This is a genomic window from Klebsiella michiganensis (assembly GCF_015139575.1).
In the GTDB taxonomy this organism is placed as follows: domain Bacteria; phylum Pseudomonadota; class Gammaproteobacteria; order Enterobacterales; family Enterobacteriaceae; genus Klebsiella; species Klebsiella michiganensis.
The window spans coordinates 4,625,377-4,649,087 of sequence record NZ_AP022547.1 but is presented as its reverse complement, the minus strand read 5'-3'; the positions used below and the strand labels follow the sequence as shown (position 1 = coordinate 4,649,087).

Below are 23,711 nucleotides of genomic sequence, written 5' to 3'. Positions count from 1 at the left end.
AGTCATACGCCAGTACGCTGTGGCAAGGTGTGCCCATTCTGCAAAGAGAGGAATAATGATGTTGAAGGCATGGCACCTCCCGGTTGCTCCGTTTATTAAGGAACAGCAGGAACGACTGATTATTACGCTATGGTTAAGCGGGGACGATCTGCCGCCGCGGGTCACGCTGCGCGCGGAAGAGGATAACGAAGAGCTGTCGCTGCCGATGCACCGCCTGCGGCAGGAGCCGCATCCGGGCGTGGTGGCGTGGCGCGGGGAAATCAGCCTCGTTAACGGGCAGCCGCGTCGCCGCTACAGCTTCAAGCTGCTGTGGGCCGACCGCCAGCTGTGGTTCACGCCGCAGGGGTTCAACCGCTTTCCGCCGGCGAGGCTGGAGCAGTTTGCGGTCGATCTGCCGGACAGCGGACCGCAGTGGGTAGCCGATCAGGTATTTTATCAAATCTTCCCTGACCGTTTTGCCCGCAGCGAGTCTCGCGAAGCGGGACAGGATGCGATTTATTACCATCACGCCGCCGGTCACGACATCGTACGCAAAGCGTGGGATGAACCGCTAACCGCCGAGGCGGGCGGCTCCACCTTTTACGGCGGCGATCTCGATGGTATCAGCGAGCGGCTGCCGTACCTGAAGCAGCTTGGCGTAACGGCGCTGTACCTGAATCCGGTATTTGTCGCCCCCAGCGTGCATAAATATGATACCGAGGATTATCGTCGCGTTGATCCGCAGTTTGGCGGCGATGCGGCGCTGCTGCGCCTGCGCCACCATACGCAAAAAGAGGGAATGCGTCTGATCCTCGATGGCGTGTTCAACCATAGCGGCGATTCGCATGCCTGGTTCGACCGCCACCAGCGCGGTAGCGGCGGCGCCTGCCATAACGCCGATTCGCCGTGGCGCGACTGGTATAATTTTTCCCCCGAGGGCGTTGCCCACGACTGGTTGGGATACGCCAGCTTGCCTAAGCTGGACTACCGGTCGTCGACGCTGATCGATGAAATCTATGGCGGGGAAGATAGTATCGTGCGCCACTGGCTGAAAGCGCCATGGAGCATGGACGGCTGGCGCCTGGATGTGGTGCATATGCTGGGCGAAGAGGGCGGGGCGCGCAATAACCTGCGCCATATCGCCGGCATTACCCAGGCGGCGAAGCTGGAGCGGCCGGACGCTTTCGTGTTCGGTGAGCATTTCGGCGACGCGCGCCAGTGGCTACAGGCCGACGTTGAAGACTCGGCGATGAACTACCGCGGCTTTACCTTTCCGCTGTGGGGCTTTCTCGCGAACACCGATATCTCCTACGATCCTCAGAAAATCGATGCGCAGACCTGTATGGCGTGGATGGATAACTATCGTGCCGGACTGTCGCACCAGCAGCAGCTGCGGATGTTTAACCAGCTGGATAGCCACGATACCGCGCGCTTTAAGTCTCTGCTCGGCAAAGATGTTGCCCGCCTGCCGCTGGCGGTAGTGTGGCTATTTAGCTGGCCGGGCGTGCCGTGCATTTACTACGGCGATGAAGTGGGCGTGGATGGCAATAACGATCCGTTCTGCCGTAAGCCGTTCCCGTGGGATCCGGCTTTGCAGGATGGCGCTCTGCTCGAACTGTACAAGCGGATGAGCAAGCTGCGTAAGGCCAATCAGGCGCTGCGCTACGGCGGCTGTCAGGTGATTTATGCCGAAGATAACGTGGTGGTGTTCGTGCGCGTCTATAAACAGCAGCGCGTGCTGGTGGCGATCAACCGCGGCGAAGCCTGCGAGGTGGTGGTGGAGGATTCGCCGCTGCTCGATGTCAACGGCTGGCAGCTGAAAGAGGGCGCCGGGGCGCTACACGACGGCGTGCTGACGCTACCGGCGATCTCCGCCAGCGTCTGGTTTAGCCGCTAGTCGTAGAGCTGGCTCAGGCTTTCACTTTGCAAAATGGCCTCGCGCCACCAGCGCTGGGCCAGCCCGTCGTTGCCGCTGCGCCAGGCCATATAGGTGATATCTTTCTCGCGGCAGGAGATGACGGCCTTTTCGACCAGCTCGCCTTTTTCCAGCCACGGCCGGGCAATGTGGCGCGGTAAAAAGCCGCAGCCCAGCCCGGCGCGCAAGAGTTCGACTTTACTGGCGAAATCATCGACGCGGATTTGCGGCTGCTCGTCGAGCAGGTTGCTGTTGAGCGGATGGCAGTAGCGGGCGCTGTCGCTGATAACCACCGCGCGATGCAGGCTGAGCTGCTTATTGGTCAGCGGTTGGGTTGTTTCCGCCAGCGGATGCCCTGGCGCGATGACGAAAATATTGTCCATGGCGCCGAGCATTTTCCACGACCATTCGGCGGAGGTCGGCGGTTCATTGATCGCCCCGAGAATAATATCCGCGCCGTTGTGGGTGAGCTCTTCCCACGAGCCCGCAAGAGTATGGTGGGTAAAGTTAAGGCGGGTTTGCGGATGCTGGGCGTAGAACGCGTCGATCAGCGGCAGCAGCGCGCTAAACGGGAAAGAGTCATCCAGGGCGATTGCCAGATCCCGTTCCCAACCGGCGCTGAGCTGCACCGCCTGCTTTTCCAGATCTTTGGCGGCATTCAGCAGCAATCGGCCTTTCTCCAGCATCATTCTGCCCGTATCGGTAAATTTTGCCCGGTGCCCGGAGCGATCCAACAGAGTGATATTCAGATCGTTTTCCAGCTTTTGAATCATGTAGCTCAGCGCGGCAGGGGTTTTAAATAGCGATTCTGCGGCGGTGGCAAAAGAGCCATGTTTGTCCAGCGCGTCGAGAATCAACAGGACATCAAGGTTCAGGCGCATGCGTCAGCTTCCGGTAAAAAAGAGTGCCCCCGTTTTACCGGAGCGCCCTGTTCAATTCCAGTGAATAATTTAGAACGGTTAACCGTAAAAATTTGATAAACATAATTTCGCCCATCTTGTAATGGTTAATCGAATAGTCATAACTTTCGCTTTGGAAATAAATCAGAAAAAAATCTTTAATAACTCGTTAGAAATTACTGACTATACTCACCATGCTTTATCAGTCAGGATCCAGACAGCACAACGGAAACGGTAGTATCTTTTTAACTCATTGATTAACAGGATATGTTATGTCTATTCGTGAACTGATCGATCCCTCAAACTCAGCGCTTATTTTTATTGACCACCAGCCGCAAATGTCTTTTGGCGTGGCCAATATTGACCGTCAGACCCTGAAAAATAATACGGTGGCCTTAGCCAAAGCGGGCAAAATTTTTAATGTTCCGGTGATTTATACCTCAGTAGAAACCAAAAGCTTCAGCGGCTATATCTGGCCGGAACTGCTGGCCGTACATCCTGATGTGAAACCTATTGAACGTACCTCAATGAATTCCTGGGAAGACGCGGCTTTTGTTGAAGCGGTAAAGGCGACCGGACGCAAGAAACTGATTATTTCCGCACTGTGGACGGAAGTCTGCCTGACTTTCCCGGCGCTGATGGCGCTGGATGCGGGCTATGAAGTTTACGTGGTGACCGATACCTCCGGCGGCACCTCGGTTGATGCCCACGAACGCTCCATTGACCGTATGGTGCAGGCCGGCGCGGTGCCGGTAACCTGGCAGCAGGTGCTGCTGGAGTACCAGCGCGACTGGTCGCGTAAAGAGACGTATGACGCGGTGATGGACCTGGTGCGCGAGCACAGCGGCGCCTACGGGATGGGCGTGGATTACGCTTATACCATGGTGCACGGCGCGCCAGAGCGTAAAGCTTAAATACACTTCATCCTTCAAGCTGCCTCTTTGTTGGCTTCGTTTGCCCGCCCCGGTCACTGACTCATGTCAGCTCCCGGGGACGAACAACCTTGCCGCCTCGACGCAGCATGAATGATTTTTTGTATGGTCATGTATAGCGAATGGCGGCGGACAACCCGCCATTCCCTGAAGCAAGGAACTCTTAATGGCGCAACAGAAATCGGTGACCCTGGTGATCAGCCATGTGCTCGACCCGGAGCATGGCCAGCGGTATGAAGCGTGGCTGGGCAAAATTATGCCGATTGCGGCAGAGTTTCCCGGCCATCTTGGCGCAAACGTCATTCGTCCGGCCCCCGGGCAGAATTTATGGAGCGTGATTATTCGCTTCGACACCATTGAGCATCTTTACGCCTGGACCCAGTCGGAGACCCGCCGCCAGCTGGTGGCGGAAATTGCGCCGCTGCTGAGCGAAGGCGATCGTACCGAAGTCCGGACTGAACCGGCCTTCTGGTTTACGCCGCCCGCGGCGAACGTGCGTCAACCGCGACGCTGGAAGCAATTTTTAATCACCCTGCTGGTGATTTTCCCCAGTACAAACCTGGTGCCGTCAATAACCGGAATACTGTTGCCCTCGCTGAAGGGAAGCCTGTTGCTGCATCTGATCAATGATGCCTGTGTGGTCGCGCTGGTGGTCTGGTTCTGGATGCCCATCGTGACCCGTCTGTTTGCTGGCTGGTTAAAGAAAAACTGAGCCAGTCTCCTGAAGGAGTGCGTTATGTCGCAAACTGCCACACTGATCCTGACCCACGGTCGGGTTCATACTCTCGATCGTCAAAATCCCCTGGCCGATGCGGTGGCGATCGCTGACGGTAAAATTCTCGCCGTCGGTAGCCACGATCGGATCATGAGCTTTGCCGCGGACGGGACGCAAATTATCGATCTCAAAGGCCATACGGCGATCCCCGGCCTGAACGACTCCCACCTGCACCTGATCCGCGGCGGCCTGAACTACAATCTGGAGCTGCGCTGGGAGGGGGTTCCCTCGCTGGCGGACGCGCTGCGGATGCTAAAAGATCAGGCCGACCGCACGCCGTCGCCGCAGTGGGTGCGGGTGGTCGGCGGCTGGAGCGAGTTCCAGTTCGCCGAACGGCGGATGCCGACGCTGGAGGAGCTTAACGATGCGGCGCCGGATACGCCGGTATTTGTCCTGCATCTGTACGATCGCGCATTGCTAAACCGCGCGGCGCTGAAGGCGGTGGGCTACACCAAAGAGACCCCGGATCCGGCGGGCGGCGAGATCGTTCGCGACGGTAACGGCAACCCGACCGGGATGCTGATCGCCAAACCCAATGCGATGATCCTCTACTCGACGCTGGCCAAAGGGCCGAAGCTGCCGCTGGAACTTCAGGTCAACTCAACGCGGCAGTTTATGCGCGAGCTTAATCGTCTGGGGCTGACCAGCGCTATTGATGCCGGGGGCGGTTTCCAGAACTACCCGGAAGATTATGAAATTATTGAACAGCTGCACGCCAAAGAGCAGATGACCGTACGTATCGCCTATAACCTGTTTACCCAGCGGCCTAAGCAGGAGCTGGAAGATTTTGAGCGCTGGACCGATATGCTCAAGCCGGGACAGGGCACCGATTTTTACCGCGCCAACGGCGCCGGGGAGATGCTGGTTTTCTCGGCGGCGGATTTCGAAGACTTCCTCCAGCCGCGTCCGGATCTGCCGGAAGGGATGGAAGATGAGCTGGAGCGGGTGGTGCGCCATCTCGTTGAACACCGCTGGCCGTTCCGCCTGCACGCCACCTATGATGAATCCATCAGCCGGATGCTCGACGTCTTCGAGAAGGTGAATCGCGATATTCCGTTCAACGGGCTGCACTGGTTCTTCGATCATGCGGAAACCATCACCGAGCGCAATATCGAACGCGTTAAAGCGCTGGGCGGCGGCATTGCCGTACAGCACCGTATGGCTTTCCAGGGCGAATATTTTGTCGACCGCTACGGTAAAGACGCGGTCAAACATACACCGCCGGTCGCGAAAATGCTCGAACTGGAGGTTCCGGTGGGTCTGGGGACGGATGCCACCCGCGTGGCGAGCTACAATCCGTGGACCGCGCTTTACTGGCTGGTATCAGGGCGTACCGTCGGCGGGATGGCGATGTACGACGACAGCAACCGCCTGCCGCGCGACGTGGCGCTGGAGCTGTGGACGGCGGGAAGCGCGTGGTTTTCCAGCGAGCAGGGCAAGAAAGGGCGCATTGAGCAAGGCCAGCTTGCCGACCTGGTGGTGCTGTCGAAAGACTACTTCAGCGTCGCGGAAGAGGAAATCAAGGGGATCGAGTCGGTGCTGACGGTGGTGGACGGCAAGGTGGTGTACGCGGCAGGACACTTTTCGCCGCTGGCGCCGCCGCCCATTCCGGTGCTGCCCGAGTGGTCGCCGGTGGTGAAAGTTCCGGGCCATTACCGTTCCGCGCCGCCGACGGCCGCGAATATCGGCGCGATAGTTCAGATGCACCAGTGCTGCGGCAGCTGCGGCGTACATGGGCATCAGCATGATATTGCGCGCAAATCGGCGATTCCGGTTGCCGATGAGCAGGCGTTCTGGGGCGTACTCGGCTGCTCCTGCTTTGCTTTTTAGCGCGACGGACGCTTATTAGTACCGGTAGGCCAATGAGAGCATCCACGCCCTCATTGGCCTTTTTTCATTTTCTCGGATAGCGCTGATAAGACAATGTGTGTCATTCTGCTCCCTCTTCAAACAGTGAAGGTGAGAACATGGATGATCTACTGATCTTTGGCGCTGTGATTTTATTCTGTGGGCTGGTGGTTGGGCCGCTCGTGGCGATTGCCGCGCTCAGGCGCAGCGCGGCGGTCCGTGTGGAACTGGCGGCTTTGCAGCGTCGGGTTGAGGAGCTTGAGCTGCGCGGCGTTGCGCAGGCACCGGTGGCGGAGGCAAGTGGCGTCGTGCCGACTGCTCCGGAAGTCGTTGCCTCTGTTGACGCAACAGCGCTGGTAGAACACGAGCCATCACCGGCGCCCGTGGCGGAAGCCGTTGACCCATGGCTTTCGCAGCCGAAGCCAACGCCGAAGCCGGAGCAGATGGCGAAATCGGCTCCTGAAACCGAACAACCTTCCGCGTTTGGCGGGATGGTATCGTCATTGGTTCGTTGGTTTATGCAGGGTAACCCGCTGGCGAAGCTCGGGATCCTGCTGCTGTTTCTTGGCCTCTCCTTTCTGCTGCGCTATACCGTGGAACACGCTCTTTTCCCCCTCGAGTTGCGTCTGGTCGCGGCGTCGTTGTTCGCCATTGTCCTGCTGGCTGTCGGATGGCGGTTGCGGCATAAGCAACCGATGTACGCCCTGATCTTACAGGGTGGGGCAACGGGGGCGCTCTATCTCACCGTTTTTGGCGCCTTTCGCCTGTGGCAGATGCTGCCGATGACCCTGGCGTTTGCGCTGCTGGTGGTGATTTGCGCGGCGAGCGTAGGGCTGGCGATTGTGCAAAAAGCGCTCAGTCTGGCCATGCTGGCGAGTCTTGGCGGTTATCTTGCGCCGCTGCTGCTCTCTACCGGCGGCGGCAGTCATGTGGCGTTGTTCTCATTCTATCTTCTGCTGTCGGTGGGCATTCTTGCCATCAGCATCCGCCAGCACTGGCGGGAGCTTAATCTGCTTGGCCTGCTGTTTACCTTTGGCGTCGGTGGCCTGTGGGGGCTGAATGATTATCGGCCAGAGTATTACCTGAGCTGCCAGCTGTTCTTAATCGCCAATACGCTTATTTTTGGCGTGTTAAGCGTGGCGCTGTCGCTGCGGGCGCAGGAAAAGGGTAAGCAGATTATTGACGGCGTTCTGCTGTTTGCACCGCCGCTGGTCGGCTTTGGTATGCAGTACGCTATCACCCGGCATATGGAATACGGTCCGGCGCTCAGCGCGCTGGGCTACGGTGGCTTCTATCTGGCTTTAGCCTGGCTGGCACTGCGTCGCTACCCCTCTTTAGGGAAGCCGCTGGTACTGGCCGCGCTGGCGCTCGGCGGCGCATTTACCACCCTTGCTATTCCCCTTGCGCTTTCGGCTCGCTGGACCGCGATGGCCTGGTCGCTGGAGGGGCTTGGGATCCTCTGGCTGGGCGTGCAACAGCAGCAGCGGCGCATGAGCTATAGTGGGACTGCGCTACTCTTTTTGGCGGTTGGCAGCGCGCTCTGGGCGCAGGCAAATGACGCCACGCCGCTTTCTTTGCTGCTGATTTTCGCTGTACTCAGTCTTAGCTGGCTGGTCGCCGCCTGGCTGTGGCGAAGCATTGAAGTGCACGCCAGTGGAGGACTGCTTTTGGGCGGGCTACTGTTCTGGGTGGTGGCGCTTGTCGGCGCATCGCAGCTGGCGTTGAGTAAAGACTCGCAGATTATATTTGGCGTGCTGTCGACGCTGGCCGCGTCGGTATGGTGCTGGCGCGCGGTCGCTGCGCGTTTAGTCTGGCAAGAGCTGGATGCCAGCAAATGGTTGTTGTGGCCAATGATGCTGATAGTGCTGTTTTATCAGCTATCCCAACGGCAGATTTTCGCTGCTGGCTGGCAAAATCTGGCCTGGTGCGCGGCGCTGCCCGCGGCGGTGGCGCTGCTCTGGCGTGATGGGCCTTCGCTCCCGCCGCGCATAAACAGGCTCGCCCACCTGTCGCTGTTCTGGATGGTGTTGCTGGCGCTGGCGATGGAGCTGTTTTGGTTTACCCGGGATTTGCCGTGGGGGATGTCGGCCTGGGCGAGTGGATTAATGATGGCGGCAGGCGGGGGGCTGATCTTCCTTGTCTCTGAAGCCGTTCATCGGCAAATATGGCCATTCCGGGTATGGCCTGGGCTGTATGCCTCTCAGGCCATGATACCTGTGGCGGTTGCGCTGGGATGCCTGCTAACGCTGACGAACGTGCAGGATGGTACGGTCTACGGTCAGACCTATTTGCCGTTGATTAACCCGCTGGAAGAGGGCGCCGCTTTCGCGCTGCTTGGGCTGACGATATTTTATCGCGTTTCGCGGCGTTATTTTCCGCTGCAGCTATCGGTATGCCGCCCCTGGCCCGCGGTCGCGCTGCTGGCGCTCGGCTTCTGGTGGCTGAATGGCCTGCTGCTGCGCGCCCTGGCCTGGTACGGCGAGGTGGCCTGGAATATAGAGGCGCTGTGGCATTCGCGCTTAATTCAGACCACTTTCGCTCTGGTCTGGACGCTGGCGGCGCTGGCGGTCATGCTGCGTGCGACGCGGCGACACTCCCGCCGCGAATGGCTGTGCGGCGCGGCGTTGTTAGGCGTTGTCATTGTGAAACTCATGCTGGTGGACAGCGCGCGCGGCGGCGGGCTGGCGCGCGCTGTCGCGTTTATCGGCGTGGCTATTTTGGTGCTGATCGTCGGGTATTTTTCCCCGTTACCGCCCAAAGCAGGAGAAGAAAAATGAAATGGATGAAAGCGGTGTTATGCAGCGTGCTGCTGGGCGTGACGGGCGCGGCTGTCAGCGGCGATGAAGCGCGAGAAAAACCACTGGACTATATGCAGGGGGTGATGCTGGAAACCACCGGCGCGTCGCCCTGGTATCGCGTCGAGCTTTCCCCGCTGCTCTATCAGGGGACGGCGTGGCCTGACCTGCGCGATGTGCGGGTATTTAACCATCAGGGAGAGACCGTACCGTTCGCGCTGCAGGTGCAGAAGGCGCAGCCCGTTACGCCTGAAGCGATGACGCTGCGGCTTTTCCCTCTGGAGATGTCGCCGGTTCCGCCGCGCGAAGAGGGGCGACGCGGCGGAGAATCGCTGGTCCTGCGTTCAACAACGGGGATCGAAATTCATCTGGAAACCGATGATGCGAAGGCGCTCGGGCAGAGCTACTTACTGACGCTGCCAACGGAGAAAACGGACGCGTTTGCGCTGGCTCAGCTGCGGCTGAACTGGGCGGCGCTGGCGGGCAGCTGGCAGGGGAAAGCGTCGGTCTATTCCAGTCGGGATTTAAAGTACTGGCGCCCTGTCCAGGAGGATGCGCCCCTTATGGATCTGGCGCGCGATAGCGATCGTTTGAAAATGGATACCATAAGCGCTGACCTGACGCTCTCCGCGGACGGGAATCGTTACCTGCTGGTGCTCCTCGATTCGCAAAGCAAGGCGGTCGTGTTAAATAGCGTGACGGCCCTGGCCGAACGCAGAGAGCCCGAGTCTACGCGCATTGAGCTTGATGCGCAGGCGAACAAGATTTCAGATGAGGAAGCCGTTTGGCGCTGGGCCCGGCCTCAGCCGCTGACTTCGCTCAGGATATCGATGGCCAGCGAAGGGGTTCTACCGGTCGCGCTCTCCTGGCGCAGCGGCGAAAAAGAAGCCTGGCAGCCGCTGACCAAAACCGTGCTGTATCGACTGGACGGCAAGCGTTCGGAGGATATTCAACTTTCAGGCCAGCCGGTTGAAGCGGTGCGGATCACAACGATTAACGCCCGATTACCGACGTCGCTGCCCGCGATAAGCGGTGCGCGAGACAAATACCAGCTGATTTTTAATACCCAGGGAAAAGGGCCTTATATGCTGGCCTGGGGCAACCGGGCGGCGCCAAAGGCAGATGTCGCCATGGACATGCTGATACCGGCGTCGCTGCGCAAAACGCAGGCTGTAAGCGATCTACCGCTGGCCGTCGCGCAGGAGAGCGTCACCCTCGGCGGTGAAGCGCGGTTGACGGCGACGTCGGCTACCGAGCAGCAGAGCGGCTGGAAAACGCTGCTGGTGTGGGGAGCGCTAATAGTGGGCGTCCTGGTGCTGGCGCTGATGGCGTGGCGAATCTGGCGCGAAGTGAAAAAAAGCGGCTCCGTATAAAACAAAAAAGGCTCGCATCTGCGAGCCTTTTGCCGAACGTACGCCGATTACAGGCTGGATACGTTCTCGGTCAGGTATTTAGCGACGCCTTCCGGAGAAGCGGCCATACCTTCTTTTCCTTTTTCCCACTGCGCCGGACAAACTTCGCCGTGCTCTTCGTGGAACTGCAGCGCGTCAACCATACGCAGCATTTCGTCGATGTTACGGCCCAGCGGCAGGTCGTTAACCACCTGGTGACGAACAACGCCGTTGGCGTCGATCAGGAAGGAACCACGCAGGGCAACGCCTTCGTCCGGGTGCTCAATACCGTACGCTTTCTGGATTTCGCGTTTGATGTCAGCAACCATGGCGTATTTAACCGGGCCGATGCCGCCCTGGTCTACCGGGGTGTTACGCCACGCGTTGTGGACGAACTCGGAGTCAAAAGAAACGCCAACCACTTCTACGCCGCGTTTCTGGAATTCTTCGTAGCGCTTGTCGAACGCGATCAGTTCAGACGGGCAAACGAAGGTGAAGTCCATCGGCCAGAAGAACAGAACGGTGGCTTTACCGCTGGTGTGCTGTTTGAAGTTGAATTTCTCAACGATTTCGCCGTTACCTAAAACCGCTGCCGCGGTGAAGTCCGGAGCCTGACGAGTAACCAGAACCATATGATTCTCCTGTTAATACTAAGGTTAATTGGAACGCAACGCGGGCAAGTATAGGGAGAGGCGCCGGCGAACTCAACGTGACGCTGACAATCGATGAGATAGGTTTTGCCTATCAATCGTTATTTGAAACGGCTATTCAGAATAGTCTTTTGCCAAAAAAGCGCAATCTTTTACAGTTCACCTTTTTTCGCCTGCGCCATCATCTGCGGGTAGAAGCGCCAGAACTGATGCTCAAGACGATCGTAATGGGTATCCAGATCCTGCCAGGAGTCGCGCAGGGCGTCCAGCCGCGGACGGCGGCTGGCCATACCGTTCAGAACCCGCTGAATAAACGCCATATCCCGATAGCGTTCAAGCCAGCGCTCTGACCACAGGTATTCGTTGAGATTGACAAAACGCGGCGGGGAATCGGGCAAAATAAACGTGACCTGGGCGTGGGCGTAGCGGACAAACTCCGGCAGCGGCAGCTCGGGCGACAGCTGCGTCCAGTGGCGTGACAAGAAATGGTCCCACATCACATCCAGCGTAATCGGCGCAACCCGGCGCGTTTCGGGACGAAACCACCCTTTGGCTTCGGTGACTTCGGGCAGGTTATCCGTCAGTACATCGATCCGGCGGTGCATAAAAATGCCCTCCACGACGTCAGCGGGCCACTCGCCGGCGGGGTCGCCGCGAACGAAATCGGCCAGTAAATTACCGGAAAGGGAGCTGTCAGCGAGATGGGCGAGGTGCAGGTGTGCGAGAAAATTCATGCGATTCGTTATCCGGATACGGCTAGTTGTTGCAGCGAAGAGGTGTGAGCACTAGACTAAGCCGCCTGTTTTTAAGTCATGAGTATATGCCATGCGCGTCGCCGATTTCTCCTTTGAATTACCCGAATCCCTGATTGCCCACTATCCCATGCCCGAGCGCAGCAGCTGCCGCTTGCTGTCATTAGACGGGCCGACGGGCGCGCTGACGCACGGTACTTTCACCGATTTACTCGACAAGCTCAACCCTGGCGATCTGCTGGTTTTTAATAATACCCGCGTGATCCCGGCCCGCCTGTTTGGCCGTAAAGCCAGCGGCGGCAAGATTGAGGTGCTGGTCGAGCGCATGCTCGATGATAAACGTATTCTGGCACATATTCGCGCGTCTAAAGCGCCGAAACCGGGCGCGGCGCTGCTGCTCGGCGACGATGAAAGCATTAAAGCGACCATGGTTGCGCGCCACGACGCGCTGTTTGAAGTTGAGTTCGACGACGCGCGCAGCGTGCTGGACATTCTCAACGCTATCGGCCATATGCCGCTGCCGCCGTACATCGATCGTCCTGACGAAGACGCCGACCGCGAGCTGTATCAGACCGTATACAGCGAAAAACCGGGCGCCGTTGCGGCGCCAACCGCCGGCCTGCACTTTGATGAGCCGATGCTGGCGAAGCTTCGCGAAAAGGGCGTTGAGATGGCGTTCGTCACGCTGCACGTGGGGGCAGGAACCTTCCAGCCGGTACGCGTAGACAGCATTGAAGAGCATATTATGCACTCTGAATATGCGGAAGTGCCGCAGGAGGTGGTCGATGCGGTGCTGGCGGCAAAAGCGCGCGGCAGCCGGGTGATTGCGGTGGGCACGACCTCGGTGCGTTCGCTGGAAAGCGCGGCGCAGGCGGCGAAAAACGACCTGATTGAGCCTTTCTTCGGCGATACGCAGATTTTCATCTACCCGGGCTATCAGTACAAAGTCATTGATGCGCTGGTGACCAACTTCCATCTGCCTGAATCCACGCTGATTATGCTGGTTTCCGCATTTGCCGGCTATCAGCACACCATGAACGCCTATAAGGCTGCGGTAGAACAAAAATATCGCTTTTTTAGCTACGGGGACGCGATGTTTATCACGTACAATCCGCAGGCTATTTTTGAGCGCCCATAAGAAGGCTGTCGCGCTGGCTATTTTGACGCCTTCAGGAATTTATTAGCTATGGAATCATTCCGTAGCGAGTCGTTAAACGTCAGACTGTTTTTCTGACGCGGGAGTGATAATGAAATTTGAGTTAGATACCACCGATGGTCGCGCGCGCCGCGGCCGTCTTGTGTTTGAGCGCGGCGTCGTTGAAACGCCAGCCTTTATGCCGGTTGGCACCTATGGCACCGTGAAAGGGATGACGCCGGAAGAAGTTGAAGCGACCGGCGCGCAAATCATCCTCGGCAACACCTTCCATCTGTGGCTGCGTCCTGGTCAGGAGATCATGAAGCTGCACGGCGATCTGCACGACTTTATGCAGTGGAAAGGACCGATCCTCACCGACTCCGGCGGCTTCCAGGTCTTCAGCCTCGGCGATATTCGCAAAATCACCGAGCAGGGCGTGCACTTCCGCAACCCGATCAACGGCGATCCGATTTTCCTCGATCCGGAAAAATCCATGGAGATTCAGTACGATCTCGGTTCCGATATTGTGATGATCTTTGACGAATGTACGCCGTATCCGGCGGACTGGGATTACGCTAAGCGCTCGATGGAAATGTCCCTGCGCTGGGCGAAGCGCAGCCGCGATCGGTTTGACGGTCTGGGCAACAAAAACGCGCTGTTTGGCATCATTCAGGGCAGCGTTTACGAAGATTTACGTGATATCTCTGTTAAAGGTCTGGTAGAGATTGGCTTTGATGGCTACGCTGTCGGCGGTTTGGCTGTCGGCGAGCCGAAGGAAGATATGCACCGTATTCTGGAGCACGTCTGCCCGCAGATCCCGGCCGACAAGCCGCGATACCTGATGGGCGTCGGTAAGCCGGAAGATCTGGTTGAAGGGGTGCGTCGCGGGATCGATATGTTCGACTGCGTCATGCCGACGCGCAATGCGCGCAACGGCCACCTGTTCGTCACCGACGGCGTGGTGAAAATCCGTAACGCGAAGCACAAGAGCGATACTTCGCCGCTGGATGCAGAATGTGATTGCTACACCTGTCGCAACTATTCACGCGCTTACTTGCATCATCTTGACCGTTGCAACGAAATATTGGGCGCGCGACTCAATACCATTCATAACCTGCGATACTATCAGCGCTTAATGGCTGGTTTACGCAAGGCTATTGAAGAGGGTAAATTAGAGAGCTTCGTGACCGATTTTTACCAACGTCAGGGTCGAACCGTTCCACCTTTGAACGTTGACTAATTTTAATAATGAGGGAATTTCAATGAGCTTTTTTATTTCTGATGCGGTAGCAGCAACCGGTGGCGCGGCGCAGGGCAGCCCGATGTCTCTGATCCTGATGCTGGTGGTGTTTGGTCTGATTTTTTACTTCATGATCCTGCGCCCACAGCAGAAACGCACCAAGGAACATAAAAACCTGATGAACTCCATTGCCAAAGGCGATGAAGTACTGACCAACGGTGGCCTGGTTGGGCGCGTCACTAAAGTCGCGGAAAGCGGCTACATCGCTATCGCGCTGAACGATACCACTGAAGTGGTTATCAAACGTGACTTCGTAGCTGCCGTTCTGCCGAAAGGCACCATGAAGGCGCTGTAATTACCCATTTTCCCTAAGGGAACTGCCGTGTTAAACCGTTATCCTTTGTGGAAGTACGTCATGCTGGTCGTCGTCATTGTCGTCGGCTTAGTGTATGCGCTTCCCAACCTGTATGGTGAGGATCCGGCCGTTCAAATCACTGGCGCGCGCGGCGTCGCCGCCAGTGAGCAAACGCTGATCCAGGTCCAGAAAACACTACAAGAAGAAAAAATTACCGCGAAGTCTGTGGCACTGGAAGAGGGCGCAATTCTTGCGCGCTTCGACACCACTGATATCCAGCTGCGCGCGCGCGAAGCGCTGATGGGCGTGCTGGGTGACAAATACGTCGTGGCGCTTAACCTTGCTCCGGCAACCCCGCGCTGGCTGGCGGCCCTGTATGCCGAGCCGATGAAGCTGGGTCTTGATCTGCGCGGCGGCGTGCACTTCCTGATGGAAGTCGACATGGATACCGCGCTGGGCAAACTGCAGGAACAAAATATCGACAGCCTGCGCAGCGAACTGCGTGATAAAGGCATTCCTTACGCGACCGTGCGTAAAGAAGACAACTACGGCCTGAGCATCGCTTTCCGCGACAGCGCCGCGCGCGACCAGGCTATCTCATACCTTAGCCCTCGTCACCGCGATCTGGTTATCTCCACTCAGGGCAGCACTGGCCTGAAAGCCGTGATGACCGACGACCGTCTGAAAGAAGCCCGCGAATATGCCGTTCAGCAGAACATCAATATCCTGCGTAACCGTGTAAACCAGCTGGGCGTTGCCGAACCTCTGGTTCAGCGTCAGGGCGCCGACCGTATTGTGGTTGAACTGCCGGGTATCCAGGACACCGCGCGTGCGAAAGAGATCCTCGGCGCGACCGCGACCCTGGAATTCCGTCTGGTTAACACTAACGTTGATAGCGCCGCGGCGGCCGCCGGTCGCGTTCCGGGCGACTCTGAAGTGAAATATACCCGCGAAGGCCAGCCGGTTGTGCTGTACAAGCGCGTCATCCTCACCGGTGACCACATCACCGACTCGACGTCGAGCATGGATGAGTACAACCAGGCGCAGGTTAACATCTCCCTGGATAGCGCTGGCGGCAACATCATGTCTAACTTCACCAAGGACAACATCGGTAAACCGATGGCGACCCTGTTTGTGGAGTACAAAGACAGCGGGAAGAAAGATGCCAACGGGCGCGCGATTCTGGCGAAAGAGGAAGAGGTGATTAACATCGCCAACATCCAGTCTCGTCTGGGTAACAGCTTCCGTATTACCGGCATCAGCAACCCGACCGAAGCGCGCCAGCTCTCCCTGCTGCTGCGTGCAGGCGCGCTGATTGCGCCGATTCAGATTGTTGAAGAACGGACCATCGGTCCAACCCTCGGTATGCAGAACATCAAGCAGGGCCTGGAAGCGTGTCTGGCCGGTCTGGTGGTCTCCATCCTGTTTATGATCTTCTTCTACAAGAAGTTCGGCCTGATTGCGACCTCTGCGCTGGTGGCTAACCTGGTGCTGATTGTCGGCATTATGTCCCTGATTCCGGGGGCGACGCTGACCATGCCGGGGATTGCGGGGATCGTGTTAACCCTTGCGGTGGCGGTCGATGCGAACGTTCTGATTAACGAACGTATTAAAGAAGAGCTGAGCAACGGGCGCTCCGTGCAGCAGGCGATTGACGAAGGTTATCGCGGCGCGTTCAGCTCCATCTTTGATGCCAACATTACGACGCTTATCAAAGTCATTATCCTGTACGCGGTCGGTACCGGTGCCATTAAAGGGTTTGCGATTACCACCGGTATCGGTATTGCGACCTCAATGTTTACCGCTATCGTCGGCACCCGTGCCATCGTGAACCTGCTGTACGGCGGCAAGCGCGTTAAAAAGCTGTCTATCTGAGGAGTGCGTTGTGGCACAGGAATATACTGTTGAACAATTGAACCACGGCCGTAAAGTCTGGGACTTTATGCGCTGGGACTACTGGGCTTTCGGCATTTCAGGTTTTCTGCTGATTTTGTCCATCGCTATTATTGGCGTGCGCGGGTTTAACTGGGGTCTGGATTTCACCGGCGGTACGGTGATTGAGATCACCCTCGAAAAACCTGTCGATATGGACCAGGTGCGTCAGTCGCTGCAGAAGGCGGGCTTTGAAGAGCCGCAGCTGCAAAACTTCGGCAGCAGCCGCGACATCATGGTGCGTATGCCGCCGGTGCATGACGCCAACGGCAGCCAGGAGCTGGGCAGCAAGGTCGTTAGCGTGATTAACGACTCGACCAGCCAGAACGCGACGGTCAAACGTATTGAGTTTGTGGGGCCGAGCGTTGGCGCGGACCTTGCGCAGACCGGCGCGCTGGCGCTGATAGCCGCGCTGGTATGTATCCTGATCTACGTCGGCTTCCGCTTTGAGTGGCGTCTGGCGGCAGGGGTGGTTATCGCGCTGGCGCACGACGTGGTGATCACCATGGGCGTGCTGTCGCTACTGCATATCGAGATCGACCTGACCATTGTGGCCTCGTTGATGTCGGTTATCGGCTACTCGCTGAACGACAGTATCGTGGTATCCGACCGTATTCGTGAAAACTTCCGCAAGATTCGCCGCGGTACGCCGTACGAAATCTTTAACGTGTCGTTGACGCAAACGCTGCACCGTACCTTGATCACCTCCGGGACAACCTTGATGGTTATCCTGATGCTGTACCTCTTCGGCGGTCCGATTCTGGAAGGCTTCTCGCTGACCATGCTCATCGGTGTCTCCATCGGTACGGCTTCTTCTATCTACGTCGCGTCCGCGCTGGCGCTGAAGCTGGGCATGAAGCGCGAGCACATGCTGCAGCAGAAAGTCGAGAAAGAAGGGGCGGATCAGCCGTCAATTCTGCCGTAAGGCAATCGCGTAGCGATAAAACGAATCCCGGTCGCAAGGCCGGGATTTTTTTATTACAGCCGCCCGGATTTTGGTTACTCTCCCGTATCAGCACGCAATGACATGGAGAAATGCCGATGGCTGTTGTAACGCTTTCCACCGTTCCTCAACCCCCGCTCTGGCACGATGTGCCTTCCGTTACGCTTAACGACGACACGCTGCGGCTGCGCAAGTCCAGGGTGCTGGCAAATATGCGTCAGTCCGGCGTAGACACGCTTATCGTCTATGCCGACAAAGAGCACGGCGGCAACTTTGAGTATCTCACCGGCTTTATTCCCCGTTTCGAAGAGGCGCTGCTGGTGCTGCATCGGGACGGTGAAGCGGTGCTGGTGCTGGGTAACGAGAATCTCAAGCTGGCAGGCCATGCCCGGCTGGAAAACCGTGTGATTCACGCCCCGTGGTTTTCGCTGCCCAATCAGCCGATGGAAACCGGTAAAACGCTGGCTCAGCGGCTTCAGGAGGCAGGCGTTGCGGCGGAAAACCGAATTGGCCTGGCGGGCTGGAAGCTCTTTACCGGCGCGGCGGATGACCGCGCGCAGATGTTCGATCTGCCTGCCTTTATCGTGGACGCTATTCGCCAGGCCGCCGGCCCGCAGGCAAGATTAACTAACGCCACCGGCATTTTTATCGACCCGGCAAGCGGAGCGCGAGTCACCAATAATGCCAACGAGCTGGCGCACTATGAGTACGGCGCAAATCTGGCTTCCACCGCGATTCTCACCGCGCTTAACGCCGTTGCGCCGGGTAAAACGGAAAAGCAAATCGGCGCGCTGCTGGCGGCGGAAGGGCAGCCTAATAGCGTGGTGATGATTGCCGCTACCGGCGAGCGCTTCGCCTGGGCGAATCTTTATCCGGGCGATAAGGTGATTCAGCGCGGAGATAAATTCTCGCTGACCACCGGCTTCAAAGGCGGCCTGAGCAGCCGCGCCGCCTACGTGGTGGCCGGTGAGAGCGAACTGGCGCCCGAGGTGGCTGATTACCTTGAGGTCGTGGCGAAGCCCTATTTCAACGCGGTGGTGAACTGGCTGGAAAATCTGCGCATCGGCATGCGCGGCGGCGATATGTATGCGCTGATAGAGCAGGCGTTGCCGAAGGCGGAATATCACTGGCACCTGAATCCGGGGCATCTGGTCGCGGATGAGGAGTGGCTCTGTTCGCCCATTGGCCCCCATTCAACCGCCTGCCTGCAAAGCGGGATGATACTGCAAATCGACATCATTCCTTCCCGCCCGGGCTACGGCGGCGCAAGCATTGAAGATACCGTGGCGCTTGCCGATAGCGCGTTGCGTCGGGAGCTGGCGCAGCGCTATCCCGAACTCTGGCAGCGTATCGTCGCCCGGCGCTTGTATATCGGCGAGCAGCTTGGCATTGTGCTTCCTGAAGAGGTGCTGCCATTTTCCAGTACCGTGGGATACCTGCGTCCGTGGCTGCTGAGTCCCGAGCGCGCGCTGGTGTGCGCACCATACTGACACAATGCTGTCAGTAGGCCTGTCTTACACTCCTCCTGAACCCAAACAATGGACAGGAGGATGTATGAACAACGTAATTAACTGGTTTGAGATCCCGGTTGCGGAGATGGATCGTGCCGTGGCGTTTTACGAGCCGGTGATGCAGGTGACGCTGCGTCGGGAAAAAATGGATTGCATCGAGATGGCCGTTTTCCCGCATGAGGATCCGGCTCCCGGCGGCGCGCTGGCAAAGTTCGAAGGCGTTAAGCCCTCCGATCAGGGATGTATTCTCTATCTGCATACTGACAATCTGGCGGCCACGCTCGATCGCGTCAACTCGGCGGGCGGAAGCTGCGTGTTTGGCCCCCTTGAACTGGCGGACGATATCGGCACGATTGCCCTGTTTATTGACAGTGAGGGTAATCGGATTGGCCTTCACCAACCCGCGTAAATGAGACAACAGAAATGAGCCGACGCGCCGACCGCCTTTTTCAAATCGTCCAGATCCTGCGCGGGAGGAGATTAACCACCGCCGGGCTGCTGGCCGAGCGGCTCGGCGTGTCAGAGCGCACCATCTACCGCGACATTCGCGACCTCTCGCTCTCCGGCGTCCCGGTTGAGGGGGAAGCCGGGAGCGGCTACCGGCTGCTGGCAGGCTATGACCTACCGCCGCTGATGCTGACAACTCAGGAATCGGAAGCGCTGATGGCCGCTATACGGCTGCTGCAAACCTGGGGCGGCGCCTCGCTGTCCCAGGCGCTGGAGTCGGCGCAGGAAAAAGTGCTGGCTATTTTGCCTGCCGAGAGCCGGCGTAAGGCGGAGCAGTCGCGGGTGTTCGCACCGGACTTTGGTGCGCAGGGCTATAGTAAAGATCAGTTTGATATAGTGCATCGGGCAGTCTCCGCCCAGCAGGCGCTGGGGCTGCGCTATCGCGATGAAGCGGGAAACGTGTCGCAGCGGGACGTACTGCCGCTGGGGCTTTTTTTCTGGGGCGAGCGCTGGCTGCTGGTGACCTGGTGCGAACTGCGGGAAGATTATCGCTGTTTTCGCCTTGACCGCTGCCTGGAGATTTCCGCCACCGGGCGTCATTTCAGCGAACGAGCCGATCGCTCATTGAGTGATTTCTTGCGTAAGGTGAGATGCGAAGAGCGTTAGCTTTTATGATCCCCGGCGTAGTTGCCGGGGATCATCGAGCCGATTAGAAGTTGTAGCCGACCACGAAGTAACCACCCCAGCCGGTAGAGCGGACGTTAAAGTCGCCGTCGCCGAAGTTCAGCTTCGCGTCATCCGCCCACTGGCCGCCGTTGTGGAAGTAACGCGCCACGACGGAGTAGTGCCAGTGATCGTAGTTCAGCGCCAGGATATGGCTGGACGCGATGGAGTTGCTGGTGCGTGAATGCTTACCGTTCAAATCATAAGCGTTGTCATCGCCCAGATCGGAGCCCCAGTCAAAGTTGGTGAAGCCGATATAGCTCAGTGAACCGCCCCACAGGTCGGTCAGCGGCACGAAGTATTTCACTTTGAAGCGGTAGCCGTCCCACTCGTTCTCGTTTGATGCGCCATAGTTTTGCCACTGATATTTCGCATAGACGTTGAGCGAGAGGCTCATCGGCAGGCCGGTATCGATATCGGTACCCAGACCCATATACCAGGTGCTCTGACGACCGGACTTGTTGCGGCCCATGTCGTAGATATAGTTGTTAGCGAAATACCACTCTTTGAACGGGCCGAAGCTGAGGTCGGTACCGGTCAGTTTGTCGATGGAGAAGCGCGGCTCAATTTCCATAAACAGCGGGGAACCGTGGTTCCAGATACCTTTCGCGTTGGTGTTACCACCGAAGAATACCGGCGCATCCATATAGCCATAGAAATCAAACCAGTCTTTCTTGGCGAACGCTTCATATTCCAGATAAGTATCGTTACGGATCTGCGGCCCAAAACGAGTGTGGTAGCTGCCCACCACGTTTACACTCTGGTGCCACCAATCAGACAGGTATTGCGGTTTGTCGTTTTCTGCCGCGCTGGCAGAGAAAGATGCGGAGAGCGCCAGAGCTGCGCCGGCTGCCAGTAATGTTTTTTTCATAATGATGCCACTGTTTAAATTAAGCCTGAAGGCGTTAAAAGAAGCGCCGAAGCGTTTCTAAATATTTCGTATTTCTGTGGCGTCTATTATAGGAATCATTGCTCACAAAAATATGTGTTGTTTCACATAACGAACACATGCGTAATCGATTGCGTTCACGATTTTATGCATTTCTTGCGGGAATGCCACCGAAATTCATAAATTCTGGCAATTTTTAGTGAACTGAATGGAAAATCTGTAAGTGGATTAGCATGAGGGGAGGGGAGCCGGATGTTCAGGGCATCCGGCTGAGGGCGTTACGGCGTGTTTGCGGGCTGGATATCGTGGATGCGCACAAAGCCAACCTGCTCGGGCGTTACGCCATTCAGGCGTAGCGGAATATCGACGTCGCTCGGCGCCAGAACGCTTGCCGGCGCGCTAATCAGCTGATTTTGTACGTTAACTTCCTGATAGCTATCGGTGGTACCGCTGATCTGCCCGGAGGCGACCGTCGCGCTAAAGGCCGGCAGCGGATCGTTTGATTCACCCTGGATACGCAGGGTCAGGCGGGTACCGTCGCCATCCGGCGCGATATTGAGCAGCGACATGCGCAGCGTACCAATCTGACTTTTGAGACGGGCCGGTGTTTTCGCCTCCGGCAACAGGTATACGCCGCTGCTCGATTTCGCATTCAGTACGTTTTGCTGGGTAATTTTGACCGTTTGCTGATTGAGCTGGGTCATCTCTTTGCTCAGGGTGCTCACGCTCTGGTTCATCTGGCGGATTTCGCTTTGCTGCGCGCAGGCGCTGAGGGTGAAAATGCTACCCACAATGGCCAGCTTTAAATAACGTCTTGTCATAGTTGGGATTCCGTTAACAGAGGATGCTTAATGGTAGACCGATCGGATAATCGCACTATAGATCCTTTGTCTCAAAAGCTCTTTCTTTGTTGTCGGGTCACTTCGCGGTAAACTACCCGTTAGTTTAACTACATGTCAGGACGCGCCATGCATTGCCCTTTCTGTTTCGCCGTAGATACCAAAGTTATCGACTCTCGTCTGGTGGGCGAGGGCTCTTCCGTGCGTCGTCGTCGTCAGTGTCTGGTCTGTAATGAACGTTTTACGACGTTTGAAGTGGCGGAACTGGTGATGCCGCGAGTCGTAAAAAGCAACGACGTGCGCGAGCCTTTTAATGAGGACAAACTGCGCAGCGGTATGCTGAAAGCGCTGGAGAAGCGCCCGGTCAGCTCAGACGATGTCGAAATGGCGGTTAACCATATAAAAACCCACCTGCGCGGGACCGGCGAGCGGGAAGTGCCGAGCAAAATGATCGGCAACCTGGTGATGGAACAGCTGAAAAAGCTCGATAAAGTCGCCTACATCCGCTTTGCTTCCGTCTATCGCAGCTTCGAAGATATCAAAGAGTTTGGCGAAGAGATCGCCCGCTTACAGGACTGAGCCCATGCAGGATGAAATATACATGGCGCGAGCGCTGAAGCTGGCCGCGCGCGGACGCTTCACCACGCACCCAAACCCGAATGTCGGCTGCGTGATCGTTAAAGATGGCCAGATCGTCGGCGAAGGTTTTCACTATCGCGCCGGTGAACCGCACGCGGAAGTGCACGCGCTGCGCATGGCGGGCGAAAAAGCGAAAGGCGCGACGGCGTACGTCACGCTGGAGCCCTGTAGCCATCACGGGCGCACGCCGCCGTGCTGCGAGGCGCTGATTGCCGCAGGGGTGTCCCGCGTGGTTGCGGCGATGCAGGACCCGAACCCGCAGGTCGCGGGTCGCGGTTTGTACCGTTTGCAGCAGGAAGGGGTTGACGTCAGTCACGGGCTGATGATGAACGAAGCCGAGGCGCTGAATAAAGGTTTTCTTAAGCGGATGCGCACCGGTTTTCCCTGGATTCAGTTAAAAATGGGCGCATCGCTGGATGGGCGCACGGCGATGGCCAGCGGAGAGAGCCAGTGGATCACCTCACCGCAGGCGCGGCGCGATGTGCAGCGCCTGCGCGCGCAAAGCCACGCCATCCTGACCAGCAGCGCGACGGTGCTGGCGGATGACCCGGCGCTAACCGTACGCTGGGATGAGCTCAACGCCGACACCCAGGCGCTGTATCCGCAGGAAAACCTGCGTCAGCCTTTGCGCATCGTTATCGATAGTCAGAATCGCGTCACGCCGCAGCATCGTATCGTGGAGCAGGCGGGTGAAACGCTATTTGCCCGTACCCGTGCAGATGAACGCCAGTGGCCGGAGAACGTACGCACGCTGCTGGTGCCGGAGCATAACGGTCGCCTGGATCTGGTGGTCCTGATGATGCTGCTGGGCAAACAGCAAATTAACTCGATCTGGGTGGAAGCAGGCCCCACCCTTGCCGGCGCGCTGCTGGAGGCCGGGCTGGTGGACGAGCTTATCGTCTATATTGCGCCTAAACTGTTAGGCAGCGATGCGCGCGGATTATGTGTACTGCCGGGGCTTGAGAAACTTGAGCAAGCACCCCATTTCAAATTCAATGAGATACGTCATGTAGGCCCGGATATTTGCCTGCATTTAGTGAACGCTTGATTTCCCCAGACAAAAGGGAAAGCAGTGCGCCGATTATTATGATAGAATCCGCCCCCCTTGCGGGGCCAAATGAA

General features: G+C 57.7%; 21 protein-coding genes. 16 read left to right on the top strand and 5 right to left on the bottom strand.

Going from position 1 to position 23,711, the window contains the following annotated elements; all coding sequences use genetic code 11:
- The first annotated feature begins 58 nt into the window (after positions 1 to 58).
- On the top strand, positions 59 to 1,876 hold the full coding sequence (gene malZ / locus JLG71_RS21845; protein WP_025107190.1) for a maltodextrin glucosidase: 1,818 nt from the start codon (positions 59 to 61) through the stop codon (positions 1,874 to 1,876).
- Here the strand turns inward: malZ and JLG71_RS21840 are convergent.
- Complete coding sequence (locus JLG71_RS21840; protein ID WP_014228151.1) at positions 1,873 to 2,775, bottom strand: LysR family transcriptional regulator; 903 nt, start codon at positions 2,773 to 2,775, stop codon at positions 1,873 to 1,875. The two genes, malZ and JLG71_RS21840, sit on opposite strands and share 4 nt — an antisense overlap.
- 290 nt (positions 2,776 to 3,065) lie before the next feature.
- Between JLG71_RS21840 and JLG71_RS21835 the strand changes: the two genes are divergently transcribed.
- The 5 genes from JLG71_RS21835 to JLG71_RS21815 all read left to right on the top strand — a co-directional run bounded on the left by JLG71_RS21835 (position 3,066) and on the right by JLG71_RS21815 (position 10,516).
- Positions 3,066 to 3,707 (top strand): hydrolase, encoded by a 642-nt coding sequence (locus tag JLG71_RS21835; RefSeq protein WP_004848179.1) that lies wholly within the window; start codon positions 3,066 to 3,068, stop codon positions 3,705 to 3,707.
- 184 nt (positions 3,708 to 3,891) lie between these two features.
- The gene (locus tag JLG71_RS21830; RefSeq protein WP_004129650.1) at positions 3,892 to 4,437 is read left to right on the top strand and encodes an antibiotic biosynthesis monooxygenase; all 546 of its coding nucleotides are present in this window, start codon (positions 3,892 to 3,894) and stop codon (positions 4,435 to 4,437) included.
- 24 nt (positions 4,438 to 4,461) lie between these two features.
- On the top strand, positions 4,462 to 6,330 hold the full coding sequence (locus tag JLG71_RS21825) for an amidohydrolase (RefSeq protein WP_014228153.1): 1,869 nt from the start codon (positions 4,462 to 4,464) through the stop codon (positions 6,328 to 6,330).
- A gap of 137 nt (positions 6,331 to 6,467) precedes the next feature.
- A complete protein-coding gene (locus JLG71_RS21820) occupies positions 6,468 to 9,125 on the top strand; it encodes a DUF2339 domain-containing protein (protein ID WP_200913812.1) in 2,658 nt (885 codons plus the stop codon).
- Positions 9,122 to 10,516, top strand: a complete 1,395-nt coding sequence (locus tag JLG71_RS21815) for a DUF3999 domain-containing protein (protein WP_032748215.1) — start codon at positions 9,122 to 9,124, stop codon at positions 10,514 to 10,516. The genes JLG71_RS21820 and JLG71_RS21815 overlap by 4 nt, the downstream gene beginning before the upstream one ends.
- Positions 10,517 to 10,563: 47 nt before the next feature.
- On the opposite strand, the gene JLG71_RS21810 is transcribed toward JLG71_RS21815, so the two are convergent.
- Positions 10,564 to 11,166: a peroxiredoxin gene (locus JLG71_RS21810; RefSeq protein WP_004099418.1), complete on the bottom strand. Its 603-nt coding sequence runs from the start codon at positions 11,164 to 11,166 to the stop codon at positions 10,564 to 10,566.
- Positions 11,167 to 11,336: 170 nt separating this feature from the next.
- Positions 11,337 to 11,918, bottom strand: coding sequence for an ACP phosphodiesterase (gene acpH, locus JLG71_RS21805; RefSeq protein ID WP_049083002.1), 582 nt, complete (start codon positions 11,916 to 11,918; stop codon positions 11,337 to 11,339).
- A gap of 91 nt (positions 11,919 to 12,009) precedes the next feature.
- On the opposite strand from acpH, the gene queA reads away from it, so the two are divergent.
- The 8 genes from queA (at position 12,010) to JLG71_RS21765 (ending at position 20,165) form a co-directional block, all read left to right on the top strand.
- Complete coding sequence (gene queA / locus JLG71_RS21800) at positions 12,010 to 13,074, top strand: tRNA preQ1(34) S-adenosylmethionine ribosyltransferase-isomerase QueA (protein WP_032694142.1); 1,065 nt, start codon at positions 12,010 to 12,012, stop codon at positions 13,072 to 13,074.
- A gap of 109 nt (positions 13,075 to 13,183) precedes the next feature.
- Complete coding sequence (tgt, locus tag JLG71_RS21795) at positions 13,184 to 14,311, top strand: tRNA guanosine(34) transglycosylase Tgt (RefSeq protein ID WP_004129667.1); 1,128 nt, start codon at positions 13,184 to 13,186, stop codon at positions 14,309 to 14,311.
- A gap of 22 nt (positions 14,312 to 14,333) precedes the next feature.
- Entirely contained in the window at positions 14,334 to 14,666 is a 333-nt protein-coding gene (yajC, locus tag JLG71_RS21790; RefSeq protein WP_004099423.1) for a preprotein translocase subunit YajC, read from the top strand.
- A gap of 27 nt (positions 14,667 to 14,693) precedes the next feature.
- Positions 14,694 to 16,541 (top strand): protein translocase subunit SecD, encoded by a 1,848-nt coding sequence (gene secD, locus JLG71_RS21785; RefSeq protein ID WP_071957337.1) that lies wholly within the window; start codon positions 14,694 to 14,696, stop codon positions 16,539 to 16,541.
- Positions 16,542 to 16,551: 10 nt separating this feature from the next.
- Positions 16,552 to 17,523 (top strand): protein translocase subunit SecF, encoded by a 972-nt coding sequence (gene secF / locus JLG71_RS21780; RefSeq protein ID WP_004848195.1) that lies wholly within the window; start codon positions 16,552 to 16,554, stop codon positions 17,521 to 17,523.
- Positions 17,524 to 17,639: 116 nt separating this feature from the next.
- The gene (locus tag JLG71_RS21775) at positions 17,640 to 19,031 is read left to right on the top strand and encodes a M24 family metallopeptidase (RefSeq protein ID WP_200913811.1); all 1,392 of its coding nucleotides are present in this window, start codon (positions 17,640 to 17,642) and stop codon (positions 19,029 to 19,031) included.
- Between the two features lie 64 nt (positions 19,032 to 19,095).
- On the top strand, positions 19,096 to 19,461 hold the full coding sequence (locus JLG71_RS21770; protein ID WP_064377633.1) for a VOC family protein: 366 nt from the start codon (positions 19,096 to 19,098) through the stop codon (positions 19,459 to 19,461).
- 14 nt (positions 19,462 to 19,475) lie between these two features.
- Positions 19,476 to 20,165 carry a helix-turn-helix transcriptional regulator gene (locus JLG71_RS21765; RefSeq protein ID WP_014228161.1) on the top strand — a complete coding sequence of 230 codons (690 nt, stop codon included), beginning with the start codon at positions 19,476 to 19,478 and terminating at the stop codon, positions 20,163 to 20,165.
- A 43-nt stretch (positions 20,166 to 20,208) separates the two neighbouring features.
- Here JLG71_RS21765 and JLG71_RS21760 read toward each other — a convergent pair whose 3' ends face one another.
- Complete coding sequence (locus JLG71_RS21760) at positions 20,209 to 21,093, bottom strand: nucleoside-specific channel-forming protein Tsx (protein ID WP_004848202.1); 885 nt, start codon at positions 21,091 to 21,093, stop codon at positions 20,209 to 20,211.
- Positions 21,094 to 21,389: 296 nt separating this feature from the next.
- On the bottom strand, positions 21,390 to 21,932 hold the full coding sequence (locus tag JLG71_RS21755) for a SadB/YajI family lipoprotein (protein WP_004848204.1): 543 nt from the start codon (positions 21,930 to 21,932) through the stop codon (positions 21,390 to 21,392).
- A 147-nt stretch (positions 21,933 to 22,079) separates the two neighbouring features.
- On the opposite strand from JLG71_RS21755, the gene nrdR reads away from it, so the two are divergent.
- Together nrdR and ribD are read left to right on the top strand one after the other, a co-directional pair.
- Positions 22,080 to 22,529 (top strand): transcriptional regulator NrdR, encoded by a 450-nt coding sequence (gene nrdR, locus JLG71_RS21750; protein WP_014228162.1) that lies wholly within the window; start codon positions 22,080 to 22,082, stop codon positions 22,527 to 22,529.
- Between the two features lie 4 nt (positions 22,530 to 22,533).
- A complete protein-coding gene (gene ribD, locus JLG71_RS21745; RefSeq protein ID WP_064375297.1) occupies positions 22,534 to 23,637 on the top strand; it encodes a bifunctional diaminohydroxyphosphoribosylaminopyrimidine deaminase/5-amino-6-(5-phosphoribosylamino)uracil reductase RibD in 1,104 nt (367 codons plus the stop codon).
- Positions 23,638 to 23,711: the final 74 nt, after the last annotated feature.